The following is a 12,914-nucleotide window of genomic DNA, read 5'->3' on the forward strand; positions in this document are numbered from 1 at the left end:
AGTTCATATGAAAAAGATTGTATTACTTTGTATTTTGCTGAGTTCCCTTGCGATGGCTCGTTTTGATTGCTGTGCCCGCAAACGCGCGACTATTAAAAAACAAGAAACTTCGTTGAGTTTTTCAGTGGGCGTGGTTCGTGATGAAGATGAGTCCCTGCTGAAGAAGGCTTCATCTTCGCTTGCCAAGGAATCTATCACGTTACAGATAAAAAAGTGGGATACTCAGGAGCATGCCAACGAGGCGCTTGCCAAAGGCTTTGTCGATGGCTTGTATATCGATAGCCTTTGGTTTAACTCGGATTCAGATAAGAAAGAAGTTCTCTTGAGGCTGAAAAAAGAAATAGGAAAGTAAAATCGGCTGTCGCGCGGTCTTTGATTTTTTCTATCTTTGCCAAGCTATGGTTGATGCTATTTTAAATAGGTTCTATAAACCTTCGAAATTCAAGAAGAACGGGGACGTGAAGGATGTGCTCGTGGTGGCACTCCCGATGCTTCTGTCGATGTCGTTTGATACGTTCATGACGTTCATCGACCGTTTGTTCCTCTCGAAGCTTGGCCCTGCCGAAATGAATGCGGCGCTTGGGGCGGGGGCGGTGCAGCTTGCACTCACGATGTTTTTTACGGGCGCGATTAGCTATACGACGGCAATGGTGGCTCAGCGCTTGGGTGGTAAAAAACGCTGGGATTGCGCCCGCGTGTTCATGCAATCGGTGTACTTGTCGCTGATTTCTGTGCCGCTTTTGTACCTCACGATTCCGCTGGGGCATTTTGCGTTTGGACTGGAGCATTTGCCGGCCGACCAGCTCGAATACCAGAAGACGTATTTCAATATTTTGATGTTTGGCGGCGTGATCAATTTGTTGCGTAATGCCGCTCCGTGTTTCTTTAGCGGTATCGGCGAAACCAAGGTCGTGATGAAGGCGGCTTTCGCTGGCATGATTGTGAACGTGGCCTGCAACTTTGTATTGATTTATGGCTACGGTCCGATTCCCGCGATGGGCGTTGCGGGCGCTGCTTATGGCACGCTTATTGGCAATGTGGTTTCTACGGTGATTCTGTTTGCGAAGTTCTTTAGCAATAGTTGCCATCGTCGGTTCCGCACGCGTTTTGCGTTCGCGTTTAGCTGGCCTTTGACCCGTGAACTTTTGCAAAAAGGAATCCCGTCTGGCGTCGAGATGTTCTTGAATATGGCGGCGTTCCAGTCGTTGATTTTGATGTTCCATGCGCTTGGGCCTGAGGCGGCGACTGCTTCTTCGATTATGTTTAACTGGGACTTGGTGGCGTATGTGCCGCTGATGGGGCTGGAGGTCGCGTCGACGAGCCTGGTGGGGCGCTATGTGGGCGCCAAGAATGCTGCTGCGGCAACGCGTTCGACTTATTCCGGGCTTAAGCTCGGCTGGGGCTATTCCCTGGTAATGGGGATTTTCTTCATCTTCTTGCCGGGAGTGCTGACGGATATTTTCAAGCCGGATGTTGCCGAGGCGACGGAAAGCGCGCTTGCGATTTTTAATGCGGCTCGCCCGATGAGCATGTTCATGCTTCGGATTGCGACGTTCTACATTTTTGTTGAAGTCTTGCTCGTGATTTATGCGGGTGCGCTTCGCGGTGCGGGCGATACGGTCTGGGTGATGTTCGCATGCGGTATCATGAACTGGTTCGTGGCGATTGCCTTGTACATCGTGGCTTACGTTTTCCACCTGCCGGCCCATTACGCTTGGATTGTCGTGGTTGCCGTTTATAGCACGGCTCCGCTGATTTTCTGGCGTCGCTGGAAGAGCGGAAAATGGCGCAGACACGTGATGAACGCTAAATAAAGCTCGAAAATCGTAGATTCGGGGGCTTTTTTACAACTTTTAACTAGGCTTATCGAGGTGCCGTAGGTATATTTATACTGCCTGCGGCTTTTTTGTTTTGCTTTTTGGTGGTGGCAAATTTTTTAGCAGAAGTCGTGGGAGAGGATTGGAATTGGATATGAAAAAAAATCACGTCATTGCGGGCTTCGTTGCGCTCGCCTCTATCGCTTTTGCTGCCCCGCCGTCTAACTTTAGCGGCTGGAATCTCGTTTTTGAAGATAACTTTGACGGCACTTCGCTTGACACGAAAAAGTGGAATTCGACGTACAACTGGGGCCCGACGCATAACCATCGCGCCTACTGCGCTAAAGAAAACGTGATTGTATCCGATGGTACCCTCAAGCTTAAGGGCGAAAAGAAAACACACCCGGATGCCAAGGGCAGAACGGCGAAGTTCAACAACAAGGAAATCCCGGTCGATTACACTTCGGGTGCAATTGACACGAAGGGAAAATTTGAGGTCAAGTACGGCTATATCGAAGGCCGATTCAAGGCACCCTCACAAAAGGGAACCTGGCCTGCATTTTGGACTTTGCAAGACGGCTGGCCTCCAGAAATTGACATTTTGGAAATCCCCGCATCGCGCAAGCAGCATCATTACTATCTGCATTACACCGACCCGAGTTGGTACAGCAGTCATGGTTCGGCGTGGGATCATGAAGCCTCTTTTGGCGGTCATAAGGACGACAATGTGGACCGCTCGGCGGATTTCCACACGTATGCGGTGGAATGGGACGAGTCAACGCTTAGCTTTTATTTTGACGACAAGAAGTTTGCAAGTTACAACCGCCCGACCGAAATCAAGCAACTTTCGGCGCAGTACATTATCGTGAATTTGGCGATTGGTGGCTGGGCGGGCGACGATATCGAAATCACCTCGGACAAGCCTGCGTATTTTGAGGCGGACTGGGTGCGTGTATGGCAAGCGAAACCTGCAAAGCCGGATACTGTGCGCTTCATGTCCATGAATTTTGGCACGTGCATGACAAGGACCGCCGAGAACAAGCTTGCGCTAGGCGACTGTAGTGGCGATAACGCGATTGCGACGATGACACCGCTTTCATCGACGACTTACCGCATCAACTTTGGCGATATCTCGCTTGATACGCCGAATGAATCAACTGAGGCTGGCATAACGATGAGCCTTTACAAGTGGAACGGCGGCGCTCACCAGAAAGTGGCTATGGAAAAGCAATCCGGCTATGAGGGCTCCGTGGTGCGCATGAAAATGCAACACAGCAATATGTATCTGCGAGCAACGACGGATGGCGAACGCGTGGTGCAGAGCTGGGCTGATGACTGGGAATGGAACCAGATGTGGCGCTTGCTCAAGTCAGGTGATGAAATCCCGACGAAGGACCCGTCTGTTGGAATCCACGAGACTGCGCGGACGATTGCCCCTGCTTATGGCGCAAAAGTTTTCCGCAAGAACGGGATGCTTTACGTGCAGTTCGGCGAATCCCGCACCTATGATTTCAAGGGCCGTATCATTAAATGATTGTCATGCCCGCCTCCGAGCGGGCATCTCCATCTTGTAAGAAATTACTCTTTCCTCTTGTATCCGCTGAGCCCGAGTAGAATTAGGGCCGGCGTATAGAAATACCATACAAAGTTGTTGGCGACTGTGGCCACGATTTCTTGAACGCTGTGGTCATCGCCGGTTGCAAGCGAAATGCCTACGCATGCATCGCAGCAGAAAAACAGAATCATGCCGCGCTTGATGTTGCGCGCGTTTTTAGCTGGGAAGTAGCCTTTCTTCGGAACTTTGCAGGCGACAACGAGCGAGCAGATGAGAAACGCAGCGTAAGTCGCGATAATCGGGACGGTCGGCCCTTCGAAAATGCGGAACAGATGGAGCGCATTCGTGATGAACATGACGGCAAATGGGATAATCAGAATCCACGGAGAGCTGTTGTCTGTATCGCTTGTGCGCGTGTGACGGTAAATGAAAAGTGCCTGCACAACCATAAAGAAGCAAATGCCAAGCAACGTGTAATCGCTGCGGTGCTCCAGAACGTGTGCGTAGTTGTGCATGATTTTCAAGCAGAAATCCGCGCACAAAGCCATAGCGAAACCCGCCTGCAAAAAGTTGCGGTCGCGCTTGCAAAGACAATTCTCGCCGATGAAAAATACGACAATTGTCATGATGGCGGTAACAGCGAACTTGGCTATGTTCTGGTAGTTGCTGCTTTCGACGAGACACTGCTCGACAGCACCACAGTTGTAAAATACAAGCCAGTCCCTCACGAAGAATGTAATCATGAGAATTCCGACGATAATAATAAGCGAAGTTATGAGATTTTTCTTGTTCATAACGTATAATATAATCAATTTTATCCTAACTCTACTTCATCAAAACGGTATTTCTGCTTTGCATCTGGGTGTTTTTCGTGATCGACTTCGCTTAAGAACATGGATTTCTCGCGAAGCCAAACTGTATTATTGCCGTAAAGTGCGCGGTAGATGACGTATTCTTCGTCGGTTTCGGAATGTTTCGCTACACCTTCGACAATGTAGTAGCGGTTTTTGAAGTGCCTGTAAATGCCGTGAATTTTAAGTTCTCTATTTTCCATAAAAAATTTCCTGAATTTTTTAGATTAATGTTTTTTAAGTTTTTGTAATTTGTTACAATTTTTGAAACCTCTTTTACATCGTACGTAATGTTTTGAAATGCAAAAAAATATTTGTTTTGCAATTTACCTTATTTCGTGGGAATTCGCAAGAGCTTTTGTTATATTTTGACACATAAAAACCGCAAGAATTCTTGCTCGGGAGGCGTAAGATGATTTCTTTGAACGACTATTTGTTTTCTGGAAACACGGTGTTGAAAATTTTGCACCAATATTCAAATGATCTCAGAAACAGTGCTAAGGAAACACATAATGGCATCGATCTTGCGCATTCGAATTTTTTAATTCAGATTATTGAATTACTGGAACACAACGACTTCTTGACTTCGCAATCTCAACGAATAAAAGAATTCTACAAGTACATGACGAGGGAATATCCCTTCTTGGCGTTTACGTTCAAAGGGCGCATCAAGTCTCTGATTCGCGCCGAAGAAAAATTTAATGGGTATATCCTTGAATTTGTTTATAACTATTACAAGAAGAATGGGGTGTTCCCATCTGAAGCCGAAATAAAAAGCACGCTGAATTTTCGCGACTTGATTGCTTATCGTATTGTCATTTCGATGCCATCTTGCCATATCAAAAAAGGCGAGGAACGGAGTGAAATTGAACGGAAGTATCTTTACGAAATTGCGAACGTCATGCCTGAATTTTTGGAGGAACGAGGTTTTACTCCAGAAATTTCAAGACATAAGGATGGCGGACATTGCGACTTGCTAAAAGATGCTGTTCAGCCGTATTACCATGACTCGGTGGCGACTCCGCGAAGCTCCGGGTACCAATCGTTGCACATAACGATGTATGATAATCTTGCCCGTTGCTATACGGAAGTACAACTTAGAACAAAAGATATGGATGACTTTGCCGAAATCGGTGATGCAAACCACTTCGGGTATGAAAAGACTCAAGAAACGCGTCGTTCCAAACATGACCAAATTCCAAGCGGCGAGTGCGTTTACTTTGATGATGCTTATGAGCGCCTGACAAAATTGCAGGAACTTGAGTTATCGAAACTTGATGTGAACATGTTCAAGGCCATCAACAATCAATTGATCAACGATGGTTGCGGACTTTTCAGAGGACGCCAAATTTTGCCGTTCGAACACCTGTCAAGATTCCAAAACGACTTGATAGATTAGCGTTCTGGTATGATAGGCTTTCATTAGTTGTTGCTATAGATAAATTCTACTTCACTGTTATTTTTTGCATTTGCGTTCCGCTTGCAGTTTCTATGCGCACAATGAAATTGCCTCTGCCGAGTACTTCGCTTGCAATGCGGATGTTTCCGCGGGCGATGGCGTGCATTCGCAGTACGCTTTGCCCGAGACTGTTGAACACGTTTATACGGCGCACTTTCCCTGAACCGTTGTCGATAAACCAGTTGCCGTTTTCATGGTGCAGCAGGTTCCCTGTGAGAGCGCTTCTCGTGGGGGCTATGGCGTCGATTTGTTTTGGCGTAGTTGTAGTGAGTAGCACCGCGGTGATGGATTTGGCGGGGAGCGTCATCTTGAATCTGTTTATGCTGTAGCCCGTCGCAGTGGTCGTTCCGCCCTGCGCATTTGCTTCAACTGCGTTCTCTTTCAAAGCGTTGCTTGTGTGCGAAACGAACGTTTCGCCTTGGAGATTTTGCAAGGTGAGTGTTTTGACTGTTCCGTCGGAGGTAAAGTTCGCAAGATTGAGGTCTATATCTTGTGCGTCTTTTTCGGCTCGGTTTACAAAAATCACTGTGAGCGAATCGCCCTTGTTGCTGATAGAACTGTAGGCGGATACCAGCGAATCATTACTTGATGTAGATTGCACTCGGTTTGGATGGCCGTAGCGACTGAAAAGGTGCACCGTTTCGTACATGCCGTCGCCCCAGGTCCACGGGGTGAAAATCTCCACACCGTTATCTTGCATGGTGCCAAGGAATGACGCGTAAATGAGTGCTGTCACCATGGGATCGTTGTCGAGGATGCTTGTTTCGGTAATGCCGAGTGTGATGCCGTGATCCTTGCCGAAGTATTTTTCGAGCCACTGGTTGATGCGCACGAAAATGTACTCCTTGGTGATTTTATTGTCCCAGTTGCCACCGACCATCTTTATGCCGTTTGCGCCGGGATAGTTATAGGTTGTATCAAACATGACTCGATGCCAGTTCACGCGTGATTCGTAATCTTTTTCTGTCGGGTACCAGTGAATGTCGAAAACATCGAGTAGGCGAACACCAGATTTTTTCTGTTCTTCGGCAACTTTCATGATAAAGTATTCTAGCCAGCAGTAGTTGCGGTCTTCGCCTTTAGGGCGATCTTCCTTGTTGTACGAAGATACGGAACACCATTGCCATTCATTTGCGGCAACAGGGCCGGTGAGCTTGATGTCTTTCCACTGGGCGCGCGCCTTCTTGGCAACGTCAATGTAACGCTCAACGAGAAAGTCTCCCGTGACGGGCAAATCCAGGTCGGAATGTGTACCGCGCCAAATTTCCATCTCGTTGTCCATGCTCCAATACTTGAAACGGCTCATATCAAACTTGAGTTCGTCTTTCCAATGCGGGATAATGGCTACCGTAGAATCGGCCGGCCATTCCATGTTGTAAAGCGATGGGTCGCCCGCTTTGATGAGCGTCTTGCCGTCTTCTGAGACTTCGCCGCCGCCCGCAAGGTCGAACGTTTGCGTTGCGTACGTGCCGTGTTCTTGTTTCCAGTTCCAGTCGGGAAAGTTGTAGTCAGTGCTGCTAGCTGCATAGCCTGTGAGCTGGAAGGCGTACATGGCGTCAACACCCGGCATTTTGTCGAGTACCTTTTGTGCGGTAATCGCCCAATCGTGCGAGTACACGTTGTTATACCAGTCGGGGTGAACTGTCATTTTGTGACGCCAATTGTAGCGCGTGGCATTGTTGCCGTTGTTCGCTCGCAACATGTGGATGCCCGCATCGAGCATCTGGTTGATGAAGGCAGACTCTTCTTCGGTGACCTCAGCATCGCCATCGCTGATTTTATCGATGTTTCGCCCGTAAAGGTACGGCGAAATTTTCTTGATGCCCGCGTTCGCATCAACGGTAATGTCGATGGCCAATGTGGGGGAGACAGCAAATAGCGTGCCGAATGCAGCCACTGTGAAAAAATTTGAATATCCCATAAACAACGCCTTTTAAATGGTCCCTGTGGAACGGTTTTCCTGTAAATATATACTCAAAATATAGTTTGGCAAAAATTAAATAAACGCCTGTGGACATTTGTGACTACAGGCGAATAAAACGAGCCTGGTCAGTGTCAAGTCCGAATGCGTTGATGCCGTTCACGTACTGGCTGATGTTGCCCGGGAAAATAGCAACGTAGAACAGCGCAAGCAGTACACCAACCGTACCCTTGTGCTTGTACAAGAATATCATGCTGAGGCCGAGCAAAATCTCGACGACGCCCGAGGCCAATACCACGAAATCCAGGAATCCCGGATTCTGCGGAAACCACGATGGGACCTGCGCCAGGAATTCTTGCCTAGCGATGGTCAAGTGACTGATACCTGCATAGGTCATAAATAACCCTAGCAGACCCCTACAAAATATTTTTAAGTATTTCATACTTTTAATATAGGATAAGTAGAGCGGAAATGCCAAAAAAATTTTTGCGAGTAAGGAATGATGAAAGGTAGTTTTAAAAAGAAATCTCAATTTCAAACAGTTGGTTCGCAAGCCCGACCGTTGGTTCGAAATCAGCAATCTTCTTGAACCCGTATTTTTCGTATAGGCCGTGGTGCTCGCTTTTGAGATAAACTTTTTTGTAGCCGAGCCTTTGGGCGTAATCAAGCGCTGCGTCAATTAAGCTTTTGGATAGCCGCTCTCCCCGGAATTCTTCGCCAACGTAAACGAGATTTATAAAAGGGCTGCAACTGAATTTCGCAGGAATGTTCCCGTTCTCCTCGAGAACGCAAAAGCCGACAACATCTTCACCGTGTACAGCAACGAAAACTTTTTCCCAGTCTAGGAAATCGTTCTTTGACATTCGCTCGGCTAAACGACGCCCCGGCAGCCATGGGCAATCTTTCGCAAATGCGCGGGTCTTTTCCCACCACGGATCATCTTTGCTAATCGCGATTATCATTGCTTGCCTCGGCTTTTAAAGAATCCCTATAGGACTTAACTAAACATGATAAACCTCTTTTAGAGACAATATACCACTTTTTCAAAGGGATAGTTTTACCTCTGCCCCAAAAGAGTCACTATAAGACCAAATTTGTGGTCATCTATGGTTGCGTTGATGAAACTTGCCTTGGGGTGTTGACTTTCCTTGTGAAAAATGGTATATTATGGATATCTCTCGGTTGGACCGCCATGTCGGAATGAAGCCGGGGGACTCCTATGGCATACATGGATGACCAATGGATATATTTTCATAAAAAACTTTTTCCATCTACTTTTATTTTTTACAGTCATCTCTGTATGCGGTCCATGCAGTGAGTTTGTGTTTATATGCTCTAAAAACAAAAACGATATTCTTGTTGTTTTACCTCAGCTCATAAAGAGCCCTTATAAGATTGGATGTCCTAAGATCAACGGCTATTGTTTTCGTGGCCTTGGATAAGTCTTTCGACTTGTTTTCGATGCCTTTTAGCAGAATTTTGCAATTTTGGTCATCTAATTGAGCGTTAATCATTGCATTTATCCGAAAAAAGAGGTATATTAAGGGTTAGGAAGCATGAGTAAGCGAAATTATCCTCGACGCTTGGAATACCAATTTTTTTGAATTGATCATTCCTATGATGGGACCTGAGGACCATACATGCTTCCTTTTTGTTTTACCTTAGCTCATAAAGAGCCCCTATAAGACCTACTTTCTGAATATACCTTATTTTATGCGGGTTCGCAAGCGGTTTGACGCTGAAAAAATCAGAAGAATTGGATAGATTCTTGGCTTTTGGGCCATTTTTCGGAGCCTTGGTGCTGCCGAAATGACTGTAGATTTCCAGGAATTCCCTGTCGGAGACGCTCAGCAGGCAAACTGTGGAGCGGGGCTCGATTATATTGGCGATTCGTCGTCGGACGGCATTGTGCCTTTATTGCGCCGTGGATTCCGTAATCCCCGATGCTTCAGGGTGACCACTGGATGCGGATTTCTTGAAGAAGATGAAACTCTGGTGGTTTGAAACTAGCGGCGTGCCCATTGACCGGGAATACACATTTACTTATATTACAATCGTAATTCGATAATCCTCGCGACAGTCGACATAGACCATTTGGTCCGTACGTGCATTCGCGGCGGGGCCCATCAACCTTCTTGACGGTCCTGTTGGATAGCTGGTAGGAACACGACCTACTCGAGTTCACTCGAAAGAGTGGCAAGTAACGCCGGGGCTGCAACCATTTTTAAGAGGATATCTATGTCGAAAAAATCTATCAACATCTTGGACAAGGATTACATTCACTGGGTCAAGGAACTTTCTTCCCGTTATCGCAAGAGCCAGATCAAGGCGGCGGTGAAGGTAAATAGCGAAATGTTGCGCTACTACTGGGAATTGGGGCGCGATATTGTAACCAAGCAGGCTGAAAGCAAATGGGGCAGCGGCTTCATGAAGAATCTGAGCCGAGATTTAAAGGCTCAGATTCCCAGTGCCACTTGTTTTTCTCCCACGAACATTCTGTACATGAAGAACTTTTATCTTATGTATCGCCCCTATTTGGAAAATGCACCCAAGATCGGGGAACAAAAGGAAGATTTTCCAATTACTCAACAAGTTGTTGAGCAAATTGCCCATGACATCTTTTCAATTCCATGGGGACATCACGTTGTCTTAATGGACAAGTTCAAGGAAAATCCTCAAAAGGCCCTGTTTTTTGCCCGCCAGACGGTAGAAAATGGCTGGAGCCGTTCGTCCCTTCTGAATGCGCTTTCTACCGATCTTTACGAGCGCCAGGGAAAGGCTTTGACGAATTTTGAACGGACTCTCCCTGCCGAAACAAGCGATTTGGCTCAAGAACTGACGAAAGATCCTTACAATTTCGCGTTTACGGGTATTACGGGCCGCTACAACGAAAAACTGCTGAAAGATAGCCTGCTGAACAACATTACCCGTTTTCTTGTGGAGTTGGGCACGGGATTTGCCTATGTCGGCAAAGAATATGGCATTATGGTGGGCGAAAGGGAGAAGTTCATGGATTTGCTTTTTTACAACCTGAATCTTTCCTGTTATGTCGTTGTCGAGGTGAAAATCGGGCGCTTTGAATTTGCCGATATCGGGCAACTGGGCGGATACATGGTGGCATGCAATCACATCCTTAAAAAGGAAGGGCGCGACAACCCGACAATCGGTCTGCTGATTTGCAAGGAAAAGGACAAGGTGCAGGCACAGTACGCACTGGAATCAAGTACGCAACCTATCAGCATTTCGGAATATGAATTGGAAAAATTCTACCCTGAAAAGGTTGAAGGCACAATGCCCTCTATTGAGGAAATTGAGAAAAGATTGTGCGAAGTGCCGCTGTAAGATTTTACGGGTACTTTGCTCCGGGGACGTTCTTCAGAATTTCTTTCCAGAAGTCGCGGAATTCCTTTTCGGTGACGGTGCCGCCTGCGGTGAGTAGGCGGTAGTGTTCGCCTTGCCAGACGTAATCAAAGGGGGAGGAGTCAAAGCCGTTGCGCTGGTAAAAGTCGCGGCGACGATTCCTGCGTTCAAGTTCTTCGGCGTCCTTGGAATCTTCTTCGACTTCGATATCGACGACGATGCGTGTGTCGGGGTGTTGTTCGCGAATGACTTGCAGAATTTGTGAGCCGTATCCGCGACTGCGCAGTTCTGGCATAACCGCAAAATAGATGATGTTCGTAATGCTCCCGTGCGTGATGGAGTTCGAGAACCCGCAGAATAAATCTCCATCGAAAAACTGGAGCATTTGCAGAAAGAATAGGATAATGAGTCTTGTGTGTCAAGTTTGCGAATGTAATCCTGCGTCTTTTAGTATATATTTACTCATATGAAACTGTTTGACAATATTTTTATTCCTTTTATCGCAGCGCTTGCTTTGACTGTCGTTGGTTGCAACGAATCGAAAAATTCAACAAAAAATTCTACAGAAAATAAGGTCGCGTTGAGTCGCGAGACGTCTGCAAAAGTGGAAACGCCTGCTGTCGAGGGAACCAAAACTATTACGCTTGCGAACGGAGCTTCGGTCACTTGGATTCAGGATAACGAGGGTAAAAAGCTGATGCCTCGCGAACTTTTCAGCGATGCTAGCGATTCGCTTTACGAAAGTTTGAATATGCCTGCGGGCCTCCCAGCTTCTGTCAGCACGTTCTTGGTAAAAACGGATGGTAAGTACATCATGTTTGATGCTGGTCTTGGAGCGTGGGGCGGACAGCTTTTAAAGCGTCTTGATGCTTTGAAAGTGAATCCGGATTCTATCGGGCTTGTTTACTTGACGCATTTCCATGCAGACCACATTGCAGGCCTCGTGAAAAGCGGTAGCGCCGGGAAGATGGAAAAGGTTTTTAAGAATGCATCCGTTTATGCAGGCAAGGTGGAATATGATGCTTGGATGAATGATATCCCGAAAAATGATTTGCAAAAGAACATCATGGCTCTTTATAAAGATAGCCTTCATTTGTTTGCGTTTGGCGATCGTCTCCCGCATGGAGTGCTTGCGATGGATGCCGTGGGACATACGCCGGGACATACCGTTTTCCAAATTTCGAATTTACTCGTAATCGGAGACTTGATGCACGGCTACGCTTTGCAAAAGTTCCATCCTGAAATCAGCTCCAATTACGATATGGACAAAGTAAAATCAGCCGAAAGCCGCAAACGCATTATGCAGTACGCACGCGAACATAAACTCCTTATGGCAGGCATGCACTTGCCGCCTCCCGGATTCGCGAAGTAAAGGTTTTTTGCAGAAAGATCGTTACCAGAACAGGTTCTTGTAGCTAGTTCCGAGAGCGTTGGCGAGACGATGTGCCATTTTGCGTCCGATAGGCTCTTTGCCTCGTTCCATTGCGGATACTTGTTGCTTTGTAATTCCTGCTTTGTCTGCCAGCTGTTGCTGCGTATAGCCGAAGGTTGTTCGCAAAAGTTTCAAGCTTTCTGCAGGAGTGGAACTGGCTTCCGTTTCCTTGAACCAGTCGGTATCCATAATGTTTATGGATTTTTCGTTATTATCGCACTTGATTTCCTCTACATTTGGAAAAGCGGACTTTAAAAATATGACGAGATAATCGGGGATGTTTTTCCCTTCGAATGTAAAAACGGTCCCGTTTTTTGCCTTGCTAGTAAGGCGCATTTTCACGGCTTCCAACATAGGTGACCTCCAGTTCGATTCCTTTAATCGTTTCGATCCAACATGCCGCCCAGTGGTATGATAGGTGGCAATGATGCGTATTTGTGTTTACAAGTTTTTTGTAGTTCGGCCAGTTGGGTAGGACAGGCCCTTTCTCGTGCAAGTCTCTTACCAATTTGGCGAAGA

12 protein-coding genes and 1 pseudogene are annotated in these 12,914 nt (G+C 46.9%); 6 read left to right on the top strand and 7 right to left on the bottom strand.

The window, feature by feature from the left end; genetic code table 11:
- The first annotated feature begins 7 nt into the window (after positions 1-7).
- The 3 genes from B3A20_RS08575 (at position 8) to B3A20_RS08585 (ending at position 3,351) form a co-directional block, all read left to right on the top strand.
- The gene (locus tag B3A20_RS08575) at positions 8-352 is read left to right on the top strand and encodes a MetQ/NlpA family ABC transporter substrate-binding protein (RefSeq protein WP_290763581.1); all 345 of its coding nucleotides are present in this window, start codon (positions 8-10) and stop codon (positions 350-352) included.
- Positions 353-398: 46 nt separating this feature from the next.
- Complete coding sequence (locus tag B3A20_RS08580) at positions 399-1,814, top strand: MATE family efflux transporter (RefSeq protein ID WP_088629278.1); 1,416 nt, start codon at positions 399-401, stop codon at positions 1,812-1,814.
- 157 nt (positions 1,815-1,971) lie between these two features.
- A complete protein-coding gene (locus B3A20_RS08585; protein ID WP_290763588.1) occupies positions 1,972-3,351 on the top strand; it encodes a glycoside hydrolase family 16 protein in 1,380 nt (459 codons plus the stop codon).
- A gap of 44 nt (positions 3,352-3,395) precedes the next feature.
- Here B3A20_RS08585 and B3A20_RS08590 read toward each other — a convergent pair whose 3' ends face one another.
- Together B3A20_RS08590 and B3A20_RS08595 are read right to left on the bottom strand one after the other, a co-directional pair.
- The gene (locus B3A20_RS08590) at positions 3,396-4,166 is read right to left on the bottom strand and encodes a lysoplasmalogenase family protein (RefSeq protein WP_290763590.1); all 771 of its coding nucleotides are present in this window, start codon (positions 4,164-4,166) and stop codon (positions 3,396-3,398) included.
- 20 nt (positions 4,167-4,186) lie between these two features.
- Positions 4,187-4,426 carry a DUF1653 domain-containing protein gene (locus B3A20_RS08595; protein ID WP_290763593.1) on the bottom strand — a complete coding sequence of 80 codons (240 nt, stop codon included), beginning with the start codon at positions 4,424-4,426 and terminating at the stop codon, positions 4,187-4,189.
- Positions 4,427-4,635: 209 nt separating this feature from the next.
- On the opposite strand from B3A20_RS08595, the gene B3A20_RS08600 reads away from it, so the two are divergent.
- Positions 4,636-5,622: a guanosine polyphosphate pyrophosphohydrolase gene (locus B3A20_RS08600; protein WP_290763594.1), complete on the top strand. Its 987-nt coding sequence runs from the start codon at positions 4,636-4,638 to the stop codon at positions 5,620-5,622.
- A 46-nt stretch (positions 5,623-5,668) separates the two neighbouring features.
- On the opposite strand, the gene B3A20_RS08605 is transcribed toward B3A20_RS08600, so the two are convergent.
- The 3 genes and pseudogenes from B3A20_RS08605 to B3A20_RS08615 all read right to left on the bottom strand — a co-directional run bounded on the left by B3A20_RS08605 (position 5,669) and on the right by B3A20_RS08615 (position 8,565).
- Positions 5,669-7,603: a glycoside hydrolase family 44 protein gene (locus B3A20_RS08605; protein WP_290763596.1), complete on the bottom strand. Its 1,935-nt coding sequence runs from the start codon at positions 7,601-7,603 to the stop codon at positions 5,669-5,671.
- 106 nt (positions 7,604-7,709) lie between these two features.
- Positions 7,710-8,045: pseudogene (locus B3A20_RS08610) on the bottom strand (DoxX family protein); the annotation flags it as partial.
- A 73-nt stretch (positions 8,046-8,118) separates the two neighbouring features.
- Positions 8,119-8,565 carry a GNAT family N-acetyltransferase gene (locus B3A20_RS08615; RefSeq protein ID WP_290763600.1) on the bottom strand — a complete coding sequence of 149 codons (447 nt, stop codon included), beginning with the start codon at positions 8,563-8,565 and terminating at the stop codon, positions 8,119-8,121.
- Between the two features lie 1,276 nt (positions 8,566-9,841).
- Between B3A20_RS08615 and B3A20_RS08620 the strand changes: the two genes are divergently transcribed.
- The gene (locus tag B3A20_RS08620) at positions 9,842-10,945 is read left to right on the top strand and encodes a PDDEXK nuclease domain-containing protein (protein WP_296013820.1); all 1,104 of its coding nucleotides are present in this window, start codon (positions 9,842-9,844) and stop codon (positions 10,943-10,945) included.
- Positions 10,946-10,949: 4 nt separating this feature from the next.
- Here the strand turns inward: B3A20_RS08620 and B3A20_RS08625 are convergent, their stop codons facing one another.
- The gene (locus B3A20_RS08625; RefSeq protein WP_290763604.1) at positions 10,950-11,348 is read right to left on the bottom strand and encodes a GNAT family N-acetyltransferase; all 399 of its coding nucleotides are present in this window, start codon (positions 11,346-11,348) and stop codon (positions 10,950-10,952) included.
- Between the two features lie 81 nt (positions 11,349-11,429).
- Between B3A20_RS08625 and B3A20_RS08630 the strand changes: the two genes are divergently transcribed.
- On the top strand, positions 11,430-12,335 hold the full coding sequence (locus tag B3A20_RS08630; RefSeq protein ID WP_290763607.1) for an MBL fold metallo-hydrolase: 906 nt from the start codon (positions 11,430-11,432) through the stop codon (positions 12,333-12,335).
- A gap of 21 nt (positions 12,336-12,356) precedes the next feature.
- Here the strand turns inward: B3A20_RS08630 and B3A20_RS08635 are convergent, their stop codons facing one another.
- Positions 12,357-12,749: a helix-turn-helix transcriptional regulator gene (locus B3A20_RS08635; RefSeq protein WP_290763609.1), complete on the bottom strand. Its 393-nt coding sequence runs from the start codon at positions 12,747-12,749 to the stop codon at positions 12,357-12,359.
- Between the last annotated feature and the right edge of the window lie 165 nt (positions 12,750-12,914).

This window comes from Fibrobacter sp. UBA4297, from assembly GCF_002394865.1.
In the GTDB taxonomy this organism is placed as follows: domain Bacteria; phylum Fibrobacterota; class Fibrobacteria; order Fibrobacterales; family Fibrobacteraceae; genus Fibrobacter.